Source organism: uncultured Thermanaerothrix sp., assembly GCF_938028735.1.
In the GTDB taxonomy this organism is placed as follows: Bacteria; Chloroflexota; Anaerolineae; order Anaerolineales; family Anaerolineaceae; genus Thermanaerothrix.
Map to the genome: position 1 here is coordinate 43598 of NZ_CALIMF010000007.1, position 23132 is coordinate 66729.

The 23132-nt window shown below is 53.1% G+C and carries 24 protein-coding genes; 16 read left to right on the plus strand and 8 right to left on the minus strand.

Features of this window, described 5'->3' with window-relative positions:
- Positions 1-459: 459 nt before the first annotated feature.
- From Q0721_RS05135 to mnhG, 7 genes are read left to right on the plus strand one after another with little or no spacing between them, the layout of a single operon-like run.
- On the plus strand, positions 460-2811 hold the full coding sequence (locus tag Q0721_RS05135) for a putative monovalent cation/H+ antiporter subunit A (RefSeq protein ID WP_299026365.1): 2352 nt from the start codon (positions 460-462) through the stop codon (positions 2809-2811).
- Positions 2795-3208, plus strand: coding sequence for a Na+/H+ antiporter subunit B (locus tag Q0721_RS05140; RefSeq protein WP_299026368.1), 414 nt, complete (start codon positions 2795-2797; stop codon positions 3206-3208). The genes Q0721_RS05135 and Q0721_RS05140 overlap by 17 nt, the downstream gene beginning before the upstream one ends.
- Before the next feature lie 4 nt (positions 3209-3212).
- Positions 3213-3614: a Na+/H+ antiporter subunit C gene (locus tag Q0721_RS05145; RefSeq protein ID WP_299026371.1), complete on the plus strand. Its 402-nt coding sequence runs from the start codon at positions 3213-3215 to the stop codon at positions 3612-3614.
- On the plus strand, positions 3614-5113 hold the full coding sequence (locus tag Q0721_RS05150) for a Na+/H+ antiporter subunit D (protein WP_299026372.1): 1500 nt from the start codon (positions 3614-3616) through the stop codon (positions 5111-5113). Before Q0721_RS05145 ends, Q0721_RS05150 begins: the two co-directional genes overlap by 1 nt.
- Positions 5110-5589, plus strand: a complete 480-nt coding sequence (locus Q0721_RS05155; protein ID WP_299026375.1) for a Na+/H+ antiporter subunit E — start codon at positions 5110-5112, stop codon at positions 5587-5589. The genes Q0721_RS05150 and Q0721_RS05155 overlap by 4 nt, the downstream gene beginning before the upstream one ends.
- Positions 5586-5849 carry a monovalent cation/H+ antiporter complex subunit F gene (locus Q0721_RS05160; protein WP_299026378.1) on the plus strand — a complete coding sequence of 88 codons (264 nt, stop codon included), beginning with the start codon at positions 5586-5588 and terminating at the stop codon, positions 5847-5849. Before Q0721_RS05155 ends, Q0721_RS05160 begins: the two co-directional genes overlap by 4 nt.
- Positions 5849-6265, plus strand: a complete 417-nt coding sequence (mnhG, locus tag Q0721_RS05165; RefSeq protein WP_299026381.1) for a monovalent cation/H(+) antiporter subunit G — start codon at positions 5849-5851, stop codon at positions 6263-6265. The genes Q0721_RS05160 and mnhG overlap by 1 nt, the downstream gene beginning before the upstream one ends.
- An 11-nt stretch (positions 6266-6276) precedes the next feature.
- Here the strand turns inward: mnhG and Q0721_RS05170 are convergent, their stop codons facing one another.
- Together Q0721_RS05170 and Q0721_RS05175 are read right to left on the minus strand one after the other, a co-directional pair.
- Positions 6277-8163, minus strand: coding sequence for a S9 family peptidase (locus Q0721_RS05170; RefSeq protein WP_299026384.1), 1887 nt, complete (start codon positions 8161-8163; stop codon positions 6277-6279).
- Between the two features lie 39 nt (positions 8164-8202).
- Entirely contained in the window at positions 8203-8535 is a 333-nt protein-coding gene (locus Q0721_RS05175; RefSeq protein ID WP_299026387.1) for a thioredoxin domain-containing protein, read from the minus strand.
- A gap of 154 nt (positions 8536-8689) precedes the next feature.
- On the opposite strand from Q0721_RS05175, the gene Q0721_RS05180 reads away from it, so the two are divergent.
- The gene (locus Q0721_RS05180) at positions 8690-9643 is read left to right on the plus strand and encodes a ketose-bisphosphate aldolase (protein ID WP_299026390.1); all 954 of its coding nucleotides are present in this window, start codon (positions 8690-8692) and stop codon (positions 9641-9643) included.
- Between the two features lie 92 nt (positions 9644-9735).
- Here Q0721_RS05180 and Q0721_RS05185 read toward each other — a convergent pair whose 3' ends face one another.
- The 6 genes from Q0721_RS05185 to Q0721_RS05210 all read right to left on the minus strand — a co-directional run bounded on the left by Q0721_RS05185 (position 9736) and on the right by Q0721_RS05210 (position 15228).
- Positions 9736-10566 (minus strand): phosphoenolpyruvate hydrolase family protein, encoded by an 831-nt coding sequence (locus Q0721_RS05185; protein WP_054520479.1) that lies wholly within the window; start codon positions 10564-10566, stop codon positions 9736-9738.
- A gap of 26 nt (positions 10567-10592) precedes the next feature.
- Positions 10593-11813 carry a Tm-1-like ATP-binding domain-containing protein gene (locus Q0721_RS05190; RefSeq protein ID WP_299026406.1) on the minus strand — a complete coding sequence of 407 codons (1221 nt, stop codon included), beginning with the start codon at positions 11811-11813 and terminating at the stop codon, positions 10593-10595.
- Positions 11814-11883: 70 nt separating this feature from the next.
- On the minus strand, positions 11884-12282 hold the full coding sequence (locus Q0721_RS05195; RefSeq protein ID WP_299026409.1) for a cupin domain-containing protein: 399 nt from the start codon (positions 12280-12282) through the stop codon (positions 11884-11886).
- Between the two features lie 34 nt (positions 12283-12316).
- The gene (locus Q0721_RS05200) at positions 12317-12871 is read right to left on the minus strand and encodes a DUF1097 family protein (RefSeq protein ID WP_299026412.1); all 555 of its coding nucleotides are present in this window, start codon (positions 12869-12871) and stop codon (positions 12317-12319) included.
- 113 nt (positions 12872-12984) lie between these two features.
- Positions 12985-13626 (minus strand): response regulator transcription factor, encoded by a 642-nt coding sequence (locus Q0721_RS05205; RefSeq protein ID WP_299026415.1) that lies wholly within the window; start codon positions 13624-13626, stop codon positions 12985-12987.
- A 3-nt stretch (positions 13627-13629) separates the two neighbouring features.
- Complete coding sequence (locus Q0721_RS05210; protein ID WP_299026418.1) at positions 13630-15228, minus strand: PAS domain-containing protein; 1599 nt, start codon at positions 15226-15228, stop codon at positions 13630-13632.
- 255 nt (positions 15229-15483) lie between these two features.
- Between Q0721_RS05210 and Q0721_RS05215 the strand changes: the two genes are divergently transcribed.
- Genes Q0721_RS05215 through Q0721_RS05250 form a run of 8 tightly spaced genes read left to right on the plus strand, consistent with a single transcriptional unit; the run spans position 15484 to position 23126 of the window.
- Positions 15484-16005, plus strand: coding sequence for a zinc ribbon domain-containing protein (locus tag Q0721_RS05215; RefSeq protein ID WP_299026420.1), 522 nt, complete (start codon positions 15484-15486; stop codon positions 16003-16005).
- Between the two features lie 24 nt (positions 16006-16029).
- Positions 16030-16881, plus strand: a complete 852-nt coding sequence (locus Q0721_RS05220) for a PfkB family carbohydrate kinase (protein ID WP_299026423.1) — start codon at positions 16030-16032, stop codon at positions 16879-16881.
- Between the two features lie 17 nt (positions 16882-16898).
- Positions 16899-17705: a ParA family protein gene (locus Q0721_RS05225; RefSeq protein WP_299026426.1), complete on the plus strand. Its 807-nt coding sequence runs from the start codon at positions 16899-16901 to the stop codon at positions 17703-17705.
- A complete protein-coding gene (locus Q0721_RS05230) occupies positions 17702-18550 on the plus strand; it encodes a ParB/RepB/Spo0J family partition protein (RefSeq protein WP_299026429.1) in 849 nt (282 codons plus the stop codon). The genes Q0721_RS05225 and Q0721_RS05230 overlap by 4 nt, the downstream gene beginning before the upstream one ends.
- 11 nt (positions 18551-18561) lie before the next feature.
- Positions 18562-20154: an amidohydrolase gene (locus Q0721_RS05235; protein WP_299026431.1), complete on the plus strand. Its 1593-nt coding sequence runs from the start codon at positions 18562-18564 to the stop codon at positions 20152-20154.
- Positions 20151-21209 (plus strand): ATP-binding protein, encoded by a 1059-nt coding sequence (locus tag Q0721_RS05240; RefSeq protein ID WP_299026434.1) that lies wholly within the window; start codon positions 20151-20153, stop codon positions 21207-21209. Before Q0721_RS05235 ends, Q0721_RS05240 begins: the two co-directional genes overlap by 4 nt.
- Positions 21196-22395: a GAF domain-containing sensor histidine kinase gene (locus Q0721_RS05245; RefSeq protein WP_299026437.1), complete on the plus strand. Its 1200-nt coding sequence runs from the start codon at positions 21196-21198 to the stop codon at positions 22393-22395. The genes Q0721_RS05240 and Q0721_RS05245 overlap by 14 nt, the downstream gene beginning before the upstream one ends.
- A gap of 23 nt (positions 22396-22418) precedes the next feature.
- The gene (locus Q0721_RS05250; RefSeq protein ID WP_299026439.1) at positions 22419-23126 is read left to right on the plus strand and encodes a response regulator transcription factor; all 708 of its coding nucleotides are present in this window, start codon (positions 22419-22421) and stop codon (positions 23124-23126) included.
- The last annotated feature ends 6 nt before the right edge of the window (positions 23127-23132 follow it).

Consider the following 23132-nt stretch of genomic DNA (forward strand, 5'->3'; position numbering starts at 1 on the left):
CGGTTGGGCCAAGCCGGTGACCTGAAAGACGCGGGTGCAATACAGTGCGTGGAGCGACGTGTCAGAGTTGCTACCGCACTATTTGTACGGTGCTCGCTTGCTCGTGTGGTGGCGGAAGGGGATTTGGAGGCCACCTACCCAGCCCTTTTGGTTTCACCTATTGGGGCCTAATCTGGGAAAAGGGTAGATAGTTCCGGCGACGGGGCATATTTACCATTTATTGGCCGTGCCTACCCCAGTTTCATCCGCTAAAGGCCAGAGTGGATTAATCGGCTAAGGGGCGTGGGAACAGGCGATTGAGAAGGGCATAATATCACCAGAGTCTCATTACCAGAGTTTAATTACCTGGTTTTTTGGTGTCTTCACCTATGGGGCGATGCCCCTTGACAGACTATCCATCTTCCTGTAATTTTATGCAACCTGTTGCGTATAGAAAAACACCGCTAGAAAGGAGGGAGAATGCTGGTCATCATCTTATCGGGTTTCATTTTTGCTGCTCTCATCCCGTGGCTTTATCGGCGCTTCGGTCCCCGTAGCGGGTGGTTGTTTGCTCTGTTGCCCCTTAGTTGGCTGGTCTATTTAGCCGGTCAGGCGCCCTTCATTTTGGGGCAGGGCCAAGTGATTGAGGAACGCATCTCCTGGATGCCTTCGCTAGGTGTAGAACTGGCCTTTCGCCTGGATGGGCTGGGGATGTTGTTTGCACTTCTGATTACCGGGATCGGGGCCCTAGTCATTATTTACGGGGGTGGATACCTGGATGGGCATCCCTATCAGGGGCGCTTTTTTGTCCTAATCACCCTCTTCATGGTAGCCATGCTGGGCGTTGTGCTTAGCGATCACCTTTTCCTCCTTTTCATTTTCTGGGAGTTGACCAGCATTACCTCATTCCTTCTCATTGGTTTTGAGCATCAGCGTTATGGCGCCCGCGCCGCTGCCTGGCAAGCCTTACTGGTCACCGCAGGGGGAGGCCTGGCGCTTCTGGCAGGGTTGGTGCTTCTTAGCCAGGTGGCGGGGAGTGGGTTGATCAGCGTCATCAATCAGAATGGCGCAGTGGTCCGCAATAGTCCGCTTTACCCGATGGTTCTACTTTTGATCCTGATTGGTGCTTTTACCAAATCGGCTCAGTTCCCGTTCCATTTCTGGCTACCCAATGCAATGGCTGCGCCGACGCCGGTGAGCGCCTACTTACACTCGGCCACCATGGTGAAGGCGGGGGTGTTTTTGCTAGCCCGACTGACGCCGGTTCTGGCTGAAACTCCACTATGGCAGATGCTAGTAAGTGGGGTGGGGTTTCTGACCCTGCTGACCGGGGCGCTGCTGGCACTGGGACAACGGGACCTAAAGCGCTTGCTGGCCTACACTACTGTAGGAGCGCTGGGTACCATGACTTTTCTACTGGGGCTAAGTGATGCTCTAGCGGTGAAGGCGGCGGTATTGTACATCCTAGCCCATGGGCTTTATAAAGGGGCATTGTTCTTGGTGGCAGGTGCGGTTGATCACAGTACTGGTACGCGGGATATCGAACGGTTGGGAAATCTGGCATCTACTGTGCCGCAAGTTGCCTTGGCGGCGCTACTGGCTGGGATTTCTATGGCTGGTTTGCCGCCGGCGCTGGGTTTTCTGGCGAAGGAACTTTTCTTTGAGAGTCTGATGGAAAGCACCTGGCCGCTTTATCTGAGCCTGGGGGGTGCCATCTTAGCTGGTGCTATTAACTTCGTTGTGGCTGCACTGGTTGCGTTCAAGCCATTCTGGGGACGCGCCCAGGATGTTCCTCATCCTCCGCACCCAGTTTCGGTTGAATTCTGGTTGGGTCCCTTGATTCTAAGTGGTCTGGGGCTGGTGGTCGGGGTCATACCAGCGCTGACCATTCCTCTCATTCAGGGTGCCGCCCAAAGTGTTCTTCAGTTCCCTCTTAAGGTAAAACTGGCCCTCTGGCATGGGATGACGCCGGTGCTAGGGCTTAGCCTTCTGACTATGGGGTTGGGCGGATTGGGCTGGGCTATCTATCGGAGCCTCTGGCAAGGGGGCAGAATCTGGCAGAAACTAGCCCCTGTGGGCCCGGCTCATCTGTACGAGGTGGGACTTACCGGGCTGCGTCGCTTTGCGGCTTGGCAGACGCGCGTTCTACAGAATGGATACCTACGCTTTTATGTGATGACCATCGTTCTGACCACAGTACTCCTGACTGGCTTCACCCTGCTCAGCCGTCTGTCCTGGTTGGGAGTAGGTGGATGGGGCAGTATCCGCTTTTATGAGGTTGTGGTGGTGGCACTCATGATCATGGCGGCGGTTGTTATCCCACGCCTGCGTTCGCGCCTGGCGACGATTGCCACAATGGGCATGATTGGCTATGGTTTGGTGTTGATTTACTTGATTTACAGCGCACCTGATCTGGCAATGGTTCAATTTGCAATTGAGACTCTGACCGTCATCCTGTTTGTGCTGGCGGTCTATCGTTTGCCCAAGTTCACGCTTCTCACTCCCTCGCCCACGCGCTTCCTCGACCTGCTGGTTGCCATTGCTGGCGGGATGTTAATGACGGCACTGGTGCTGGTCGTGACGGCTCGGCCCATGGTTCCTCACATTTCTGATTATTTTGCCCAAAACAGCCTGACCCTGGCCAACGGACGTAACGTGGTCAATGTTATTTTGGTGGATTTCCGTGGACTGGATACCCTGGGGGAGATCACCGTGCTGGCTCTGGCTGGAATTGGGGTATATGCCCTGGTGCGTCTGACCCTGGGGCGCCTGATGGTTCATTTTGAGGGGTTAGAGGAAGAAGAGGAGGTGGAGCATGAGAGGGCGCTCTGAAATCCTGGCAACGGCGGCGCGCTACCTAATGCCATTGCTGATCGTTTTTTCCATTTTCCTGCTTTTACGAGGGCATAACGAAATTGGAGGTGGTTTCGTGGGTGGTCTGGTGGCCTCGGTAGCGATTGTCCTTTATATGCTTGCGGAAGGGGTACAGGCTGCCCGCGACCTGCTCAAAATTGAACCCCGGCTCCTGATTGCCATTGGGTTGCTTGTAGCGCTTAGTAGCGCTATGCTGGCTTGGATGGTTAACCAGCCCTTTATGACCGGTTTATGGTGGAAACACCCCCTGCCGGTGGTGGGGAAAGTGGGTACTCCCCTGGTTTTTGATCTGGGGGTTTACCTAACGGTCATGGGAACAACGTTAATGATCCTTTTCACACTGGCGGAGGATTGAGAGAATGACATTGGCTTTAGCCCTTTTGATCGGGGTGTTATTCACCATTGCCCTGTACCTGATGATGCGCCGCAACTTGGTCAAGGTGCTGATCGGCCTGATTATCTTGAGCAATGCGATTAACCTTTTCATTTTCACGTTGGGGCGCCTGGTTCGTGGACGCCCACCGCTAATACCGGCTGGCGAAACAGCTTTGCAGCCCCCATATGCCGATCCGTTACCTCAGGCTCTCATCTTGACGGCTATAGTCATTAGCTTTGGGGTTACAGCGTTTGCCATTGCACTGATGCGTCAGGCTTATCAAGTTCTGGGCACAAGCGATTTGAACGAATTGCGGGATACTGACATTCAACCACGCTATCATCCGGATTATCACCATGCTGAAAGCGAAGAGGAGGGCCATTGATGGGCGATTATTTGGTGCTGTTTCCTCTTATTGTGCCGCTTTTCTTTGCAATTCTATCGCTGTTTGCCTGGCGGGCAATCACCTGGCAGCGGGTGTTGGCTGTAGCAGGGACACTGATTCTTTTCTCCAGTGGCCTTGCCCTGCTGGACGTTGTCACGCGTGAAGGGATTCGTACCGTCCAGATTGGTAACTGGCCACCCCCCTATGGAATCTCGCTGGTGGTGGATGCTTTTAGTGCGCTCATGGTCGTCATTGCGGGGGGATTGGCTGTTCTGATCGCTATTTTCTCCCTGGGCAGCATGGATGAAGCTCGTTTGCGGTATGGCTTTTATCCACTCTTCTTTGTGCTTTTGATGGGAGTGTGTGGGGCTTTTATCACTGGGGATATCTTCAACCTCTATGTGTGGTTTGAGGTGATGTTGATGGCCTCATTTGTATTAATTGCTCTGGGGGGCGAACGTGCCCAATTGGAAGGGGCGTTGAAGTATGTGATTTTGAACCTGTTGTCCTCGGCTTTGTTTCTCTCCGCCACCGCCGTCCTTTATAGCCTCACTGGCACGCTCAACATGGCAGATTTGTCCATCCGTCTGCGCACTACAATTGCACCGGATTTGGTGACCACCGTGGCAGTCATGTACTTGATCGCTTTCAGTATCAAGGCGGCTGTATTTCCCTTGTTCTTCTGGCTGCCGGCATCTTATCACACCCCGCCAGTGACGGTAACGGCGTTGTTTTCGGGTTTGCTGACCAAGGTGGGGGTTTATGCGTTGATACGGGTTTTCACGCTGCTCTTTCTGGCAGATGTGGCTTTCACTCATACCCTTATTTTGGTGCTAGGGGGCTTTACTATGGTCACTGGTGTGCTAGGAGCGGCTGCGCAGTATGATATCCGGCGCTTGCTCTCATTCCACATTATCAGCCAGATTGGTTATTTGCTCATGGGGTTGGGCCTTTTCAGTCAACCTGCCCTGGCGGCAACGCTCTATTTCATGGCTCATGTGATCATTGCTAAGGCTGTATTGTTCCTGATCGCCGAGGTCATGTACCGCATGGGAGGCTCATTTGATCTGCGCCATCTGGGTGGGTTTTATCAGGCTTATCCTTGGCTGGCTTTAGGTTTTCTGCTGCCGGCGCTTTCACTGGCGGGTATTCCGCCACTCTCGGGCTTTTTTGGAAAACTGGCGCTGGTACAGGCAGGGTTGGCTCAGGGACAGTTTGGGATTGTCAGTGTTTCGTTGGCCGTTAGCTTGCTCACACTTTTCTCGATGACCAAGATTTGGAATGAGGGATTCTGGAAACCGGCCCCAAAGGAATTACGGCCTTTGTCCGGTTCTATGGGACAGCGTGTGGCGCTAATCCTACCCATTGCGCTGATGGGATTGATCACGTTGGGCTTAGGGCTGGGGGCGGAGCCGGTCTATGCCTTTGCTGAGCAAGCTGCAGCCCAATTGTTGGATCCTGGTGCCTACGTGGCGGCGGTTATTGGAGGATTACCATGAACCTGCTCCTGTTAAACGTGCTGCTGGCTCTGGCTTGGGCAGCCTTGATGGGACAATTCGATCTTCCCAATCTGATTTTTGGGTTTGTGTTGGGGTACTTTGCTTTGTGGCTGACCGCCCGGCACATTGGCCCCAATTATTTTCGCAAAGTACCCTTAAGCCTTGTGTTCTTGGGATTTTATCTGCGGGAACTGGTGTTAGCAAACTTGCGGGTGGCGCGAATGATCCTTTCGCGAGATCTTAAAAAGCTTCTACGTCCGGCCATTGTGGCGGTACCTTTGGACTTGCACCATCGCTCGGCAGTGGTGTTCCTTGCTAATATGCTTACCCTAACGCCGGGGACCCTTTCTGTGGATGTCTCCAATGATTTGAGGACACTCTTTCTACATACCCTTGTCCTTGAGAGCCCCGAGATTACGCGTCGCGAAATCAAAGAGGGTTACGAACGTCGCATCAAGGAGTTGTTTGAGACATGAGCCTGACACTGGTTGCATTGATGATCCTCTCGGTTCTGACCGCTGGCATGATATTGACGTTTGTTCGCCTGCTGCGCGGTCCTAGTCTACCGGATCGTATTGTTGCCCTGGACTTAATAGTGACACTTTTGATTGGCATCATTGCCACTTATGCTATTCTCAATAATCAACCTGCCTTCCTGGATGTGGCAATTATCCTGGCATTGGTTTCGTTTCTAGGAACGGTGGCTTTTGCCTATTACATTGAGCGGAGGGTATGATGGGAAGCGAGCTCCTTGTAGACGTGCTCATGGTGGGGGGAGCGGTGTTCATGTTTCTGGCAAGTTTGGGGGTTTTGCGCATGCCAGATCTCTACACACGCATGTCGGCCACCTCCAAAGCCGCCACCTTGGGGAGCGGCCTGGTCATGCTAGCCGCTGCTGTTTATTTCAACGAATTTAGCATTACCGTGCGCGTGTTGGCCATCATTGTTTTCTTGCTGCTTACTGTGCCAGTGGCAGCCCATATGATCGCCCGCGCTGCTTATTTCGATGGTGTCCCCTTGTGGGAAGGTACAGTGTTGGATGAACTGCGCGGGCACTACAGCCGCGTGGATCATCGTCTGGTAAGTGAGATTGTTCCCCCCACAGAAGCGGTTGTCCCCGAAGGAGAAGAGGGGGATGACTTTACCGCCTGAGACGCGGCTGCTTAGAAGCTGAAAAGCACATGCTCTTTTAGGAAGACTTCTACGGTTTGTAAATAATCGGTCAGGGTTTCGGCCTTGCGAAAACCGTGTCCCTCACCCGGGTAGAGACGATAAACGCAGGGCACCCCACGGCGCCGTAGCACCTCAACAATGGTTTCGGATTGATTAGGGGGCACAACACGATCCTCGGCGCCTTGGAAAACTGCCAGCGGGTTCTGTATCTGATCTGCGTAGTAAATGGGAGAGCGTTCGCGGTAGGCTTGCGCGGCCTGTGGGAGGGGGCCGATCAGGGTATCGGTATAGTGGGACTCAAACTTGTGCGTTTCCATGGCCAGGGTGAAGAGGTTGCTTACGCCGAAGAGGCAAATCCCAGCGCGGTAGCGTTCAGGATGCCGCGCCAGGACATTGAGCACGGTGTACCCGCCAGCACTGCCCCCCCGAATAATCAGCCGCCGCCCATCTGCCAGACCCTCGGCTTCTAAAAGATTGGCTAACGCGACTGCATCTTCGACGTCGCTCACTCCCCAGCGGCCGCGGAGGGCATCTTGATAGGTGCGTCCGTACCCACTGCTTCCCCGGTAATTGAGTTCCGCCCAAGCATAACCGCGCGAGGTGAAGTAGGCAATCTCGGGGTTATAACGGACGTAAGCCACCGAGGTGGGGCCGCCATGGACGTTGACAATGGCAGGGGGGTGTCCTTCCCCGCGGGCGTGCGGGTGCGTGGGGGGATAGTACCATGCGTGTACGGCTAGACCATCTTCGGCCTGCCAGGTTAGGGGCTGAGGGCGTGCCAAGTAAGAGGGGGGTAGGTGCTCGCTATCGCTGTGGGCTACAACGTGCCATCCTTGCCCATCCCAGCGAAGGATGCGGTCGGGAAGATGGGGGGCGGAAGCCAGTACGGCAATCTCCTCGCGAGAAGGGGAGACTGCAAGTTGCGCCAGCCAGGTGTAGGGGGATGTATCTATCGGATGAGAGCGCCCGCTCTCGACTTCTACCCACCATAATGTTGCTTGGCCGCCGTAATTACGTAGATAGTACACTCGCTGTCCACCGGGGCTCCACCCAACCGAGCGCATGCCCTGCACCCAAGCGGGGTAGCGCAGAAGGACCCCCTCGCCCTCTACTAGCACACGGCGCTGGCGGGTTTCCAGGTCTAGCAGAATCAACTGATCCCAATCCCCGTGGTTGGTAATATAAGTCAGAAAGCGACCATCCGGTGAAAACAATGGGTGGGTAACGGTTATTTGGCCATCTCCAGCCAAAACCTCAGTGTGTTTCACTTGAGGAGGAGTGCCTTCTAGAGTACCAATTTTTAGCCAAGTAGCTTCCCAGGGCATGTTGGGGTGATACCACTCCACCCACGCCAGCATTTGACCACTGGGATGCCAGGCGGGTTGCATGTAAAAATCTGCGCCCTGGACAAGTTTAACCGGCCACAGACTCCCCTGCAGATCAACCAGGGCAAGAAGATCTGTTTGATGATCCGTCCAGACATAGGCCACCCACTGCCCATCAGGGGAGATGACAGGAGCCGCCGCATACCCGAAAGCAGGTGTTAGGGGTTGGGGGGCTTGATGGTGTAAGCCGCAGCGATAGAGGCGCCCTTGCTTCTCCGCAAAGATAATCTGATCTTTCCAGGTGGTGAATTCGCCTCCACCATAGCCCACACCCCCGCGTACCCATTGCTCTGGGGTCAAATCACGTCTGGCACCTCCCACAGAGGCGGTTACCAGAATTCCCTGGCCGTTGGGTCGCCCCTCTAACCAGATCAGGTGCTGACCATCTCCACTCCATTGCACGTCATCCAGGCGTAGGCGGTAGGCCAGAAAGGTGCCTGTTACCGGGCTGGGCCACAATCCGAAGGGTAAAATGGGCAATTTCTCGCTCATGGTCGTACTACCTTTACAAAGGGGAAATCAGATCGGCAATCAAGCATCAAGGTGGGGCGAGAAAATTTCCAACAATCTAGGATAGGGCTGAAAGCCATTAATGCGTCCGCGCGGTTCGCCATTCTGGAAGAGGATGACCGTGGGTACACTTAGAATCTGGTAGCGGAAAGCCAGGTCGGGGTTATCGTCTACGTCTACTTTGTAACACTGCACGCGATTACCGAGCATCTCGGCTAGTTTGTGCAGTTCAGGCTCTAGCCGCCGGCAGGGGCCGCACCAAACGGCGCTGAATTCGACCAGAACAGGTAAAGGTGAGGATAAGACTTTGTCCTCAAAGTCAATTTCGTGAATAACGGGGAAAGACTCGCTCATTTCTGTTTTGCTCCCACATGAGTTAGGGGTAACACTTTCAAGTATAGTCGATTCCTCTCACCCTGAGCAGGTTTTATAGATATAATTAGAACAACTCCTTGTCGATACAACTACACCCAAAAGTTCAAAAACTGCTCAGGAAGGAGAAAAAGGCATGATTGTCACGACGAAGAAATTATTTGAGGCCGCTTATGGCAAATATGCTATCGGTGCCTACAACATCAATAACCTTGAACAGGCTATGGGGCTGTTCCGCGGGAACATCGAAAGTCAGGCTCCGTTCATTATTCAGATCAGCAAGGGGGCTCGGTCTTACACTCATAAGTCCATGCTAGAAGCTATTATTCGTGCTGCGGATGCCCTTTTCCCCGAGGCGATTTTTGCGGTGCATCTGGATCATGGGGATGAGGAAACCTGTTACGATGCAATCAACAGCGGTTTCTACTCCTCAGTGATGATTGACGCCAGTCATGAGGATTTTGAGACCAACGTAGCCATCACGCGGCGTGTGGTCGAGGCGGCACATGCCAAAGGGGTGGTGGTTGAAGCGGAGTTGGGCCAGTTAGGGGGTGTTGAGGAACATGTGGCGGTGGACGAGGCCGGGGCGAAATTGACTGATCCCGACAAGGCGAAAGAGTTCGTGGAGCGCACCGGGTGTGATTCCCTAGCCGTGGCGATCGGCACCAGCCACGGGGCGTATAAATTCTCGGGGGCCCAAACTTTGCGTTTTGATGTGTTGGCCGAGATCCAGAGACGCCTGCCCGGTTTTCCGCTGGTACTGCATGGTGCCAGTTCGATCCCGCAGGAGGAAGTGGAGCGGATCAACGCCGCTGGCGGCAACCTCAAGGGCGCCAAGGGGGTGGATGAGGATCTTTTCAAGCGCGCTGCTGAGTTGGGGGTAACCAAGGTCAATATTGATACTGATGGGCGTCTGGTGTGGGTACGTGTGCACCGCGAATATCTGAAAGAGCATCCTGAGACAGTGGATTTCCGCCCAATTGGGAAGTTGTTTATGGCGGAATACGCAAAAATGATTGCTCATAAGAATGAGAAATTGGGGAGTGCCGGGAAGTTACCGGAGATTCGCAAGTTGTTGGGGCTGGATTGATTTTTGGGTCAATGGATAGACAAAGCCCAGATGACACATGGCGGGCTGCACGGCCCGCCATGTGTTTTTACTTGCTACAATTTGGGTTGGGCTCAGGCTAGGCTAAGGGATTTGAAGGCTTCGACCTGAGAACGGATGGCGCGTTCGACCGGCAGGCGCTCAATACTGGAGGCACCGAAGAAGCCAACCACGCCAGGCATGCGTTTGAGAGCCACCCCGACATTGTCAGGTTCATCAAACGGGCCGCCATGACAGATCACCATGATGTCTTTGCGCACTTTGCGCCCGGCTTCGGCCATGCGCATGGTGCGATCAATGGCCTCATCCAGGCTCAGCGCCACTCCAGCTCCAATGCTGCCTGAAGTAGTCAAACCCACGTGGGCAACTAAAATATCCGCGCCGACTTCGGCCATGGCTTTAGCTTGGTCTTCGTCAAAGACATAGGGTGAGGTGAAAAGATCCATTTCATGGGCCAATTTGATCATGGCAATTTCTTTATCGTAGCCCATGCCGGTGGCCTCCAGGTTGGCGCGGAAGTTGCCATCAATCAAGCCTACGGTGGGGAAGTTTTGCACGCCTGAAAAACCAATCTCTTTCAGTTGCTTAAGGAAGACTGGCATCAGGCGGAAGGGATCCGTGCCGCAAACGCCGGCCAACACCGGGGTGTTCTTGACCACTGGCAGCACTTCTGAAGCCATCTCCACTACAATGGCGTTGGCGTCCCCATAAGGCATCAGACCGGCCAATGAACCGCGCCCAGCCATGCGGTAACGCCCAGAGTTATAAATGATGATGAGGTCGGCGCCGCCAGCCTCAGCGAACTTGGCCGAAATACCGGTGCCGGCGCCGCAGCCCACAATGGGACGCCCGGCCTTAACTTGGGCTTCTAAGCGATTTAGAATTTCTTGACGTGTGAAGGCCATAACACTTCCCTCCCTTCCTTGGTAGATTATTGAGAGTGTTTGCGCAGCATCTCAAGCAGAGTTTCGGCCACCTTGCCCGAGAATTCAGGATCGTTAATGTTGTAGTCCAGTTCAATATAGGGGATATCCGGGCGCAGGTTGCGCTTGATAGCATCGAAGCACGCCCGATCTGCCTCCGGATCCCAGAATGCGCCGCCAGGGCTATCCAACATGGAGACTCCCTTGAGGGGGATGAGGATTGCGACCGGACCTTTGGATTCATTGGCGGCGCGAGCGATCATTTCGCCAATTTTGATGTTCTCTTCGACATTGGTGCGCAACAGGGTGACGTTGGGGTTCCACTGATAGAGTTTGCGGTTGCGGTATTTTTCGGGCACCGTATCCATGCCCCAGAAATTGGCCATATCTACGCAGCCGGGCACCAGAACGGCCGGAATACCGGCACGTGCTGCCGCCAGGCAACGCTCCGGTCCGGCACTCAGTACGCCACCGCAGACTTCATCGGCCAGCTCGGTGGTGGTGATATCCAGTGAGCCGACGGCGTAACCATCAGTGATTAGAGACTCCATTACCCGTCCACCAGTGCCGGTTGCATGGAAGACTAAGACCTCATATCCCTCCGCTTCCAGGATACTCTTGGCGTGATTGACGGCAGGTGTGGTGTTGCCAAACATGGAGGCCACGATGATAGGTTTTGCCTCGGCTGTTGAGGGCCGTTCCATCTTGACCATCCCGGCAATGGCGCCAGCAGCATTGGCGTAAATGACGCGGCTGATACGGTTAAGGCCCGCCACATCCACGATCGAGGGCATGAAGGTGATATCTTTTGTACCAGTGTAGGCTGAAACATCCCCACCCCCAACTGTGGAGACCATGACCTTGGGCACACCGATGGGCAGTGCACGCATCGCCGTTGTGGCGATGGATGTGCCGCCGCTGCCTCCCATACTGATGATGCCATCCAATTTGCCTTCATCGTAAAGTCGGCGTACTACTATTGCCAACCCCTCGGCCATGATACGCATGGCTTCATCCTTGTGTTCGCCGGTGGCAAGGTAGGCGATATCACCTCCGCCGGCCTCGGCGACTTCGGCACGGGTGACATCGGGTGGGAAGGCAGGCTCACCCATGACCCCGAAATCAACGACCAGGGTCTTAACGCCCTCCCGCTCAATTAACTCTTTGAGGTAGGCAAAATCTGGCCCTTTAGTGTCCAGGGCACCGGCAATAACGACAGTTTTAGTCATATACACCTCCTTCCTGCTTGATGGATTTATTTGAGTTTACGAGAGGGTTTTTCGTTGCGCGCTACTCAGTTTACGGTAGCTCACCGGATGGCAGAATACGGCAATCCGGAAGTTCCCGAAGGGCAATCTCTGGGCCCGGAGGGGCGTAAATGGCGATGAGTTTTAACGTTTCCCAGCCTGTATTCAGGGTACTGTGATTAACCCCTTCGGGGATGAAAACCATCATTCCTGGACGCAGTTCCATCTTCTCATCTGCCACAGTTTGCTGCCCGTAACCCGAGATGACGTAAAGGATTTCCTCAGTGCCTGGGTGATTGTGAGTCATATGACCTTTTCCCGGGGCCAGCAATACCACCCCGGCACTGAATTTTTGCGCTCCTGTTACATTTGGTGCGCTCATCCACTTGATTAGGCCCCAGTCAAACGCTTGGGTTTCCACATCTTCAGGTGAGATAAAGAATCGGCCCATTTTGTTTTCTCCCTCACTTCCTAGGACTCTAGGATCAGGACTTTACTTCTTTGGGAAAAGTGATCCAAACATTGAAAACACCTAATAGTACGCCGAACACCGCCATCAGCGACGCCCAGACACCTGCCCATACTGTGTTCCAAGGCGTAGCAGCAATGTCTGGGTAGGATCCGCTGAAGTAAACTGCTAGGCACATTGTAATACCATTAAAGAAGGCTAAGGATCCCTCTTGGAAAACTTTTGCCCAACGCATGGAATAGACCATGAAAGCTACTCCGGCTGAGAGGATAATCCCTAGTGCTAAGTCGCCTGGGACAAGCACAGAGGGCAGGAACTGGAAGAATTGGACCAGCAGCAGAGTGATCCCAGTGACAATGGCGCCATAGGTGTAGCTTGGTAAGATAATTTTTATTGCGCTAGGTTTCGCGCCATACTGAAAATATTCGGCCCAAACAATAAAGGCCACCCATAAGGTGAAGCTCCATTTCCCTAGCCAAAGTCCAAAAGGAATTGCTACAAGGACAGTAACTCCAACGGCTAACCACAGAGGTATAGTTTCTTTGACCCTTACAGTGGTTTGTGTGCTCATAACTCCTCCTTTTTAGAAAGTTGATCTTCTGTAAAATAAAGATAATGATAAATTCTCCTCACTACATGAGGCATGCGTACTATCTTAAAGTAGTCTGGGGTTCTAGTGTCCGACTAATCTATGTGGACTAGTTCTCTTTCAATCGCGATTCTTACTGCTTCAATGCGATTTTTTACCCCCAATTTTCCCAGAATGTTGCTAATGTGGTTTTTAACAGTAAACTTGCTAATTTTTAGTCTCTCGGCGATAGCATTATTATTCAGCCCCGCTACCATCAATTCGAGAATCTCGTATTCGCGTGGTGTTAGAGGCTCTATTAAGTCTTTTCTACGAGGCATTTGCATGATCTTGAGCAGTGAGGATGCAACTTCTGGTGAAAAAGTTTGTAAACCAAGATGGGTTGAGCGAATGGCATCAGCGAGTTCTTGCGCCGAAACGTTTTTTAGCAGGTAACTTGTTGCTCCTGCTTCGAGAGCCCCTTTTATTAGGTCTTCTTCCCCAAACGAAGAAAGAGCGATCAACCGAATGTTGGGCTGGGCCCGATGAATGTGTTGGATTGCTGTGATCCCATCCATTTCGGGCATTAGCAAATCCATAAGCACGACATCGGGCTCAAGTCGAAGACATAATTCTATCGCTTCTTTGCCGGAAGAGGCCTCTCCTACTAGTTCAAACTCAGGAAATGCTTTCAAAAACGAGGTTAGCCCCTCTCGTAACATGTCATGATCGTCCACAATTAAGACCCGAATCTTCATTGTTTACTCTCCGTCTACAGCCAGCGGCCAAAAGATGTCAACCTTAGTCCCCTTGCCAGGAGCGCTTGAGATGGTTAATTTTGCTCCCACTGAAGAGGCTCTTTCCTTCATAATCTCTAATCCCATCCCATGAATTTGAGGGTTGTTAAGATCAAAACCTCGGCCATTATCCTCTATACATATTTTCAACCGAGAATTTTGAAAGAGCACATTAATCTCGGTTTTTGTGGCAAACGAGTGCTTAGCTGCATTATTGAGAGCCTCTTGTACTATTCGATATAGGGACAATTTAGTTTCTGGTTGGATCTCGAATTCTTGACCAGCGGATACAACCTTGACCTCCATCTTCTTTCTACTCATGGTTGCTTGTGCTAGTTGATACAGTAAGTCAACAAACTTGGTTTGTTGAAGGGATGACGGACGTAGTTCGATCAATAATGTGCGCATCTCAGCTAATGCACCACGAACAAGTTTTCTCAGTTGATCCAGGTTACGTTTTCCTTCCTCCGGGTCTTTACTCCACAGCACTGGGAGCACATCGGCGATAATACTCGCAGTCCAAAGGGTCTGGCTTACTGCATCATGGAGTTCTCTTGCAAGGCGTTGCCTTTCATTTATAATAGCCAATTCCTGAGCCTGTTCGTATAGTTTAGCATTATGAATGGCGATTGCAGCATGGTTTGCAAATGCCATTAAACGCTCCGCTTTTTGTTCATCGAAGAAATGAGTTTTGTCGCTGTATAAGTTGATGAAGCCAATTATTTCTCCCTTTACGATAATTGGTGCACCTAAGTAGGAACGAATCCAGTGAGTGTCTTGATAATGCTCCCATTCCTGATCTCGATCGACATCATGAATGATTAAAGGAAACTTTGTTTCTAACAATTTTGCAAGATTAGGGTATTTGGTTATCTCAAACCATTCCCCTTCGTTTACGCTTCCCGCAGGACGGGCGCGAACAAAACACCCCCGCTGGCCTTCAACAAGTATAATTGTCGCCATTTGATGGGGAACAATGTGTTGAATTTCCGTAAGGATGCGATCCAAGACCTCGCTTAAGTTGAGAGTACTGTTCAAGGTGGTGGATATCTCTCTCAGGGCTTCTGCAAAAGCACGTTGTTCGCGTTCGGCAGCGGTTCGCTCTTGAACCCGTATTTCCAATTCTTCGCGGGCTTTTCGTAATTCTTCCTCCTTCAACTTAAGTTCAGTGATGTCTTCGTAGGTTCCGAGCACCCCGACTACATTTCCTTCAGGATCATGAAGTGGCATCTTGTTGGTGACCACCCACGTAATTTTGCCATCTGCATGGGTTTGTGTCTCATAAAGTTGGTAGATTGGAGTGTCGGTCTCCATGACTTGTTTGTCAATCTTCCGGTACCATTCTGCTTCTTCCCGGGTCCACGGTAGGTCAAAATCAGTTTTACCTGAGACATCTTCTGGGTTCTCATAGCCCGCATCATTAGCAAAATTGCGGTTACACCAAACATAAACAGATTCGCGATCTTTCCAAAAGATGGCTTGGGGAATATTATCCATAATAAGGCGTAGAAGTTGAATGGCAGGATGGGCGATTCCATTCTGCCAATCGATATCTTTCATCATCAATCCCAGAGCGACGGGGTCAATGTACGAGCTAGGATGAATGGAACGCCTTTCTGATAGCGCTCTTCGGGCCATGGGTTTACCCTCACTGGTGACAGACGCAAACAGAATACTTGAAGGCTATTCTTTTGATCTTATGACTACAACTTTTATTATAGGGGGACTTAAGAGCCTATTCAACGATTAGGGTTGACCATTTGATATTTATTGGGTTCTTTCAACCCATCATGCTATAATCTTCCCAAGGAGCCCTTCATGCTTGAACCGGGTATTCTGAGCAACTTTATCCTGATCCTGACCGGCTTTGCAGCGGCGTTTATGGCCGCGCTCTGGCTTAGCCTGATTTTTTGGACCTATCGTGATATCCGTCAGCGTACGCGTGATCCCTTGGTGCATATTTTGGCGACGCTGGTGGCCGCTGTTCTTTTTTTGCCTGGGGTGCTGGTCTATCTGATCCTGCGTCCCACCTATACCCTGGAAGAGGAATACCAACGTAGCCTAGAAGAAGAGGCTCTGCTGCAGACCCTGGAGGATGTCCTTCAATGTCCGGGGTGTGGGCGTAAGGTGGCAGCCGATTGGTTAGTTTGTCCGAGCTGTTATACCCGCCTGCGCAAGCGCTGCCATCAATGTGGACGTCTGATGGAGTTGGCATGGAATATCTGTCCTTATTGCGGGACAGCAGTGCCTGGGGCGCGCCGGGAGAACATAACTCTGGACGAGGCCCTGCAGTCCTCACTGGCGGGCAATGAAGCCCCCACAATCGAACCGTCCTCTTAGGATTTTCATTAACGAATGATTGGTATGCGCTATTCACTTTTTGTCCAACCCGTTGATTACCTGGTCATTGGCCATGTGACCCAGGATCTGAGTCCCGGAGGGCCAGTCCTGGGTGGAACGGCGGCCTATGCCGCGCTCACCGCTCGGGCGATGGGACTGCGGGTGGGGGTAATAACCGCCTGTCATCCGGAAACAGATCTGAGCCCGTTGAGCGAGGTTCAGGTATTGGCCTGGCCTGCAGAACACACGACTACGTTTGAGAACCTCTCGCGTCCGGAGGGGCGGGTGCAATATTTGCACCGCCTTGCAACCTCCTTGCAATTGAACATGGTTCCTGAAGCCTGGCGGAAAACCCCTATTGTACATCTGGCGCCAGTTGCGCAGGAGGTTGATCCTAAACTGGTGCGCGCGTTCCCCGATTCGTTCATAGGGCTGACCCCCCAAGGCTGGCTACGTGCCTGGGATGCGCAGGGGCGGGTGCATTTCACCGAGTGGCCCGAAGCCCGTTATGTGTTGGAAGCTGCCAATGCCGCGGTGTTGAGCTTGGAGGATGTGGCTGGGAATGAGGCCATCATTGAAGAAATGTTGGCCTCCATCCGTGTGTTGGTTGTGACCGAGGGGGCGGCGGGTGCGCGTTTGTATTGGAATGGAGACTTACGGTACTTCCGCCCGCCGGCGGTGCAGGAAGTGGATGCCACCGGCGCTGGAGATGTGTTTGCGGCGGCATTCTTTATTCGTCTACACCAGACCCGTGATCCCTGGGAAGCCGCACGTTATGCGACTCAACTGGCGGCTATTTCGGTGACGCGCCCGGGGTTGGCAGGTGTGCCAACCGCCGCAGAAGCCCAGGAAAAACTGGTCGAAATTATTCCCTGAATAGGGGTAAATGGAAGATGGGCCGGATTTATACATTTGTCAACCAAAAAGGCGGAGTGGGAAAAACAACGTCCGCAATCTCCCTAGGGGCTTACCTGGGTTACTATGGGCAGCGCGTTTTGTTGGTGGATCTAGACCCGCAAGCCAATGCTACCTCGTCGCTTGGAATTGATAAGCGCACGGTGCGTAGCGGCACTTACGAGGCGCTTCTGGGGCTCCAACCAGCAGGAGCAAACATCCTGCATAATCCGCGCTTCAAACTCTCGATATTGCCTTCTTCGCCGGCACTGGCTGGCGCTGAAGTTGAGTTGATTGAGGTTCACAAACGCGAGTATCGTCTGAGTCAGGCCTTGCAGCCTTTGGTGGAGCGTTACGATTATATTTTGATTGATTGTCCGCCATCGTTAGGGTTGCTGACCGTGAATGGAATTGTGGCGGCGCAACATGGCGTGATTATCCCGGTGCAATGTGAATATTTGGCACTGGAGGGATTGGGGCAATTAATGCAAACTATCCAGCGTGTGCGGGCTTCAATTTTCCCAGATCTGAGCGTGCGTGGGGTTATTCTTACCATGTTTGATGGGCGCACCCGGTTGGCACTGGATGTGGTCAATGAGGTGCGGCGCTTTTTCCCTACGCAGGTGTTTCAAACCATTATCCCGCGCAGCATTCGCCTGGCTGAAGCGCCTTCCTATGGAATGCCGATCTCACTCTATGCACCGGATTCCACGGCTGCGAGGGCTTACGCAGCGCTAGCACGGGAATTGCTACAGGGGGATGGAATTGCCATTCCGATATTTGAGACGCAACAAGGAGCAGCATGACGCGTAAGGGTGGCTTAGGTAAGGGGCTGGAGGCCCTCATTCCGGGTGGCTCCGGGACGTCTCCGGAAGGCGGGATCACTTATGTGCCCATTGATCAGATTGTGCCTAATCCACTTCAGCCGCGCGCAACTCTGGATGCTGAGGGGCTGGATGAACTGGCGGCCTCAATACGCGAGCACGGGGTTCTGCAACCTCTGCTGGTCAGTCCGGAAGGAGAAGGACGATATGTGCTGATCGCTGGCGAGCGACGTTGGCGCGCGGCGCGTCAGGCAGGGCTAGAGATGGTGCCGGTACTACTTCGACCGGCTAGTGATGTACAGCGCCTAGCGCTGGCGCTTATCGAGAATCTGCAGCGCGCCGATCTTACACCCTTAGAGATGGCCGAAGCCTATCGCCAACTGCATGAGGACTTTGGTCTTTCGCATGAGGAAATTGCGCGTCAGGTGGGGAAGAGCCGTGTGGCTGTAACCAATACCCTGCGTCTCCTCAAATTGCCCCCTCCAGTGCGCGAAGCTCTGGCGGCAGGCAAGATTAGCGAGGGACATGCGCGGGCTCTTTTGGGCCTATCCACTGCCCAGGCGCAGGTAGCGGTTCTGGAAGTTGTGTTGCGTCAGAACCTTAGCGTTCGCCAAACCGAGATGTTGGTGCAGCGCTATCAAGGCCAACGTCCAACCTCAAAGGGACGGAGTGAGTCACCGCCCGAAACGCGCGATCTGGAAGCACGTTTGGAGGAGCGCCTTGGCACGCGCGTGATGCTGCGTCGGGGCAAGCGAGGAGGCAGCCTGGTTATCCGTTTTTACTCAGATGAGGAATTAGAAACTTTGCTCAAGGTGCTTTTAGGCTGAGAGGAGAGGTCATGCTGATCCTGCACAATGCCCGCATCTATACTTTAGATCCCCAACGGCCAGTTGCGACAGCGCTAGCGATTGAACAAGATCGCATAGTGGCTGTTGGTGAGGCTGCGGAGATTATGGATTGGGCGCATGCGGGCTCAAGTGTGCAAGACATGGAGGGGAAAGTTATCCTGCCTGGGTTGGTAGATGCGCATATTCACCTGCAACATTTTGCCCTCAACCTTCAACGGGTGGATTGCGAAACACCCACACGTGCGGAATGTCTGCGGCGGGTGGCAGAACGGGTTGCTCAAACACCACCAGGTCAGTGGATCCTGGGGCATGGTTGGAATCAGAATGTCTGGCCTGAAGGCTTTGGCTCTGCCCAGGACTTGGATGTACTAACCTCTATGCATCCAGTTTTTCTGACGGCGAAATCCCTGCATGCTGCATGGGTAAATTCCACGGCCTTGCGCCTGGCTGGGATTGACGAGCACACGCCTGACCCGCCAGATGGTCGTATCCAGCGCGATGAGCGTGGTCAGCCGACCGGCATTCTTTTCGAAGCGGCGGTGGAATTGGTGCAGCGTTGCATCCCTCAGCCAGGGGTTCAAGAAGTAGCACAGGCCATCCAGGAGGCCCAATCTGCTCTATGGCGCATGGGCTTGACCGGAGTACATGATTTCGACCAGCGCACTTGTTTTCTGGCCTTGCAGATCTTGCAGCGGGAAGGTCGCCTTATGCTTCGAGTGCTTAAGAGCCTTCCCGCCGACTTGTTGGATGAAGCGATTAATCTGGGGCTTGGAAGTGGCTTTGGCGATGCCTGGCTACGCATTGGTGGGGTGAAATTATTCTCGGATGGGGCATTGGGCCCTCAAACGGCGGCCATGTTTGAGCCGTATCTTGAGCGCGATGACCGGGGCTTGCTCTTTTTAGATGCTGAGCAGATTTTTGAGATGGGACGCAAGGCTGGTGAGGTGGGGTTAAGCCTGGCTGTGCATGCCATTGGGGATCGTGCAAATGCGGAGGTACTGACGGGGCTGGAGCGTTTGCGAGTCTGGGAAACTGCTTCGGGTAAGCCTCATTTGCGTCATCGGATTGAGCATGTTCAACTTCTGCGTCCGCAGGATGTGGGGCGGCTGGCACGGGCGGGCATCATCGCCTCCGTGCAGCCTATCCATGCCACATCGGATATGTACATGGCAGATCGCTACTGGGGAGAACGTGCTCGTTTCGCTTATGCCTATCGTTCGCTGCTGGCGCAGGGAACGCGCCTGGCGTTTGGCTCAGATGCACCGGTGGAAACTCCCAATCCGTTCTGGGGGATTCATGCTGCCGTGACGCGGCGACGTCAGGATGGTCAACCAGGTCCAGAAGGATGGTTCCCTCAGGAACGGTTAACCCTGGAACACGCCTTGGAAGCATACACCCTCGGCCCGGCATATGCAGCTGGACTGGAGCATAATTTGGGGCGTTTACGCGAGGGTTATTATGCTGATCTCATCGTCTTGGACGAAGATCCTTGGCAGTTGCCAGCGGACCTACTGTATCAACTTCAGCCCTGCGCGACCATGGTGGGAGGGAAATGGGTATGGGTGAAAGGGGGAACCGAGTGAATGTAACGCCTGTGCCGCTTACCCCGGAGATCCTAGTGCCTCGTCTAGGAGATTACCTGGTTGAACGGGGATGGCTCTCCCAGGAAGATCTGGAGGCGGTGCTCAGTTATCAGGCTGCCTTGCGTGACCGGGGACAGGAGGTGCCATTGTTAGGCCAGCTCCTGGTCAAATTGGGCAAAATCAGCCAAAGCCTTTTGGACCAAGCCATCACGGAATACGTGCTTCAGTTACGGGCAGCCCTGGAAGAGAGCAATCAACAGTTGGAGCAGCGGGTGCAGCAACGCACGGCAGAATTGGAGCGCGCGCTACAAAAACTGTCCGAACTCAACCAGTTGAAGGCCAATTTTGTAGCCAACATCTCACATGAACTGCGCACTCCGCTGACTCATCTGAAAGGGTATCATGAGCTCTTGCTATCAGGCGATTTAGGGGCCTTGAATGAGTCTCAACTGCATGCCCTGCGCACCATGCAAAGAGCGATCGAGCGTTTGGAGCGTTTGATTGAGGATTTGATCCTCTTCTCCACGACTGAGCGGGGCAACCTGCCGGTGATGATTCAGCCGATTGATCTGTGTACCTTGTGTCGGAGTCTGGTGGAGCAAGTAACCCCACGAGCCCGTGACCATCGCCTGAGCTTGGAACTGAGCTGTCCGGCGGAAGGCGAACTGTTTGCGTATGGAGATTGGGAGAAAATTGGCTGGGTGATCCATCAGTTGCTCGATAATGCGATTAAGTTTACCCCCGCAGGGGGACAAATTGTCCTTGCAGTGGATCTAATGAGTGAATATGTGGAAGTCAGTGTGACCGATACAGGTATTGGTATCCCGGCAAATCGTATTCAAGAACTTTTTGAGCCTTTTCATCAGTTAGATGGTTCATCCACTCGGCGCTACGGTGGTACGGGCTTGGGGCTTTCATTGGCGCAAAAAATTATTGAGGCGCATAATTCGGTGATTTCGGTAACCTCGGAATTGGGGCGTGGAAGCCGTTTTTCCTTCTTACTGCGGCGCGTTTTTCCTCAGCCTCGATTGGGAGGTGAACATGCCGACGGGTGAATTATCCCCTGGGGTCCCAATTGAGGTGGTTTTCACCCTTGGTCGCCTGTTTGGGCAGATATCTTCTTGGCGCCAGGCAATGGATGAGGTGATTCAGGTTGTGCGCCCCCATTTTGTGTTCGACAATCTGGTTGTGTATTGGCTGGATCCTGATACCCTTAATCTGGAAGTTTGTTATGCACGAGCCACTGGACGCGGGAAATCGGCTGAAGCCGACGTGGCTTGGGGGGAGGCATTGAGCAATCAAGTGATAGAGCAGCGACGGCTAGTGCTTCAGGAACCCCCGGAGACGGGGGAAGATCGATTGCAACGTCCCTATATGTTGGGACTCCCGCTGCAGGTGGGGGAGACGCTTTTAGGGGCAATGATCTTCATTCGCTTTGGGGGGCCACCTTTCGATCCGAATACTTTCCCCTTTGCGGAGTTTCTGAGTCAGCAACTTGCACAGGCTATTTTGCGGGAACGGCTCGCTCATGAGGTCTCTCGGTTGGAGATCCAATATAGCGGATTGCAAGCGCAGGAAGATTTTATTTCGGCACTGTCTCATGAATTCCGTACCCCCTTGGGCTTTATTAAGGGTTACACTACCACCTTGCTCCGCCCGGATACCCATTGGGACACGACGACGCAGCGCGAGTTTCTAAACATTATTGATCAGGAAACTGATCGCATGCAGGAGCTGATTGATAATTTGTTGGACTCAGCACGCTTACAGACTGGTCGGATAAAGATGAACTTTCAACCGGTGCGGTTAGACTCGGTGCTCAACGATGTGATTGCCCGCACGCAACTGCGTCATCCCGAATTGGAAGTGCGCCTTCAACTTGATGAACCGCTCAGTCCTCTACTTGCTGATCCACAACGGCTGGCCCAAGTATTTGAGAATTTGCTCTCCAATGCGGTGAAATATGCGCCAGGTTCTCCGGTTTCCATTTCAATAACTTCCGATGCTGAAGGTGTTCATTTGACGTTTGAGGATCGCGGTCCTGGTATTCCGGAAAAATATCGCCAGAAAATCTTTGAACGGTTTTTCCGTGTGCCGGATGTACAACCTTCTGTTCATGGAACTGGGTTGGGGTTGTTTATTTGTAAACAGATTGTTCAGGCGCACCAAGGCCAGATTTGGGTGGAGTCGCAACCAGGCCAGGGTACGGTCTTTCACATCCGTTTGCCTTGGACACCTTGAGAAAGGAGGGCGGAAACGCGGAAATGGGCACCAAAATCCTGGTGGTAGATGATGAACAGCGTTATCGTCATCTCCTACGCGTCAATCTCGAGGCCGAGGGTTATGAGGTATATGTTGCCCGGGATGGCATGGAGGCTATTGAACAGGTGGCAAGCAAGCAGCCCGACCTGGTTATTTTAGATGTCATGATGCCGGGCATGGATGGGTTCACAACCTGTGAACGCATTCGTCAGTTCTCGGATGTACCGGTCATTATTCTAACCGCGCGTGGCGAGGAACAGGACCGTGTCAAGGGGTTGAATGTAGGAGCAGATGACTATGTAGTGAAACCCTTTTCGGCTATGGAACTGGTCGCCCGGGTGCGTGCTGTCTTGCGTCGGGCGAAGACTGCGCAGCAAGGGGTAAGCAAGCGTTACTTTGTGCATAAAGATCTTAAGATTGACTTGGCACGAGCAGAGGTGTGGAAGGGGGATCGCCCGGTATTTCTTTCGGCGACCGAATATCGGTTACTCATTCATTTTGCTCAGCACGCTGGGGTGGTGCTCAGCGCTGAAGAGTTGCTGGCTGCGGTATGGGGTGATTCCTATCGCGAAGATAAGGAAATTTTGTGGGTCAGCATTGCCCGCCTGCGCCAAAAACTAGAGGATGATCCGCATAACCCCCAGCACATCATTACCCGTCCAGGTCTAGGCTATCTGATGCCGGCTGAAGAAGCAAGCACGCCGGGGTAAAATAGG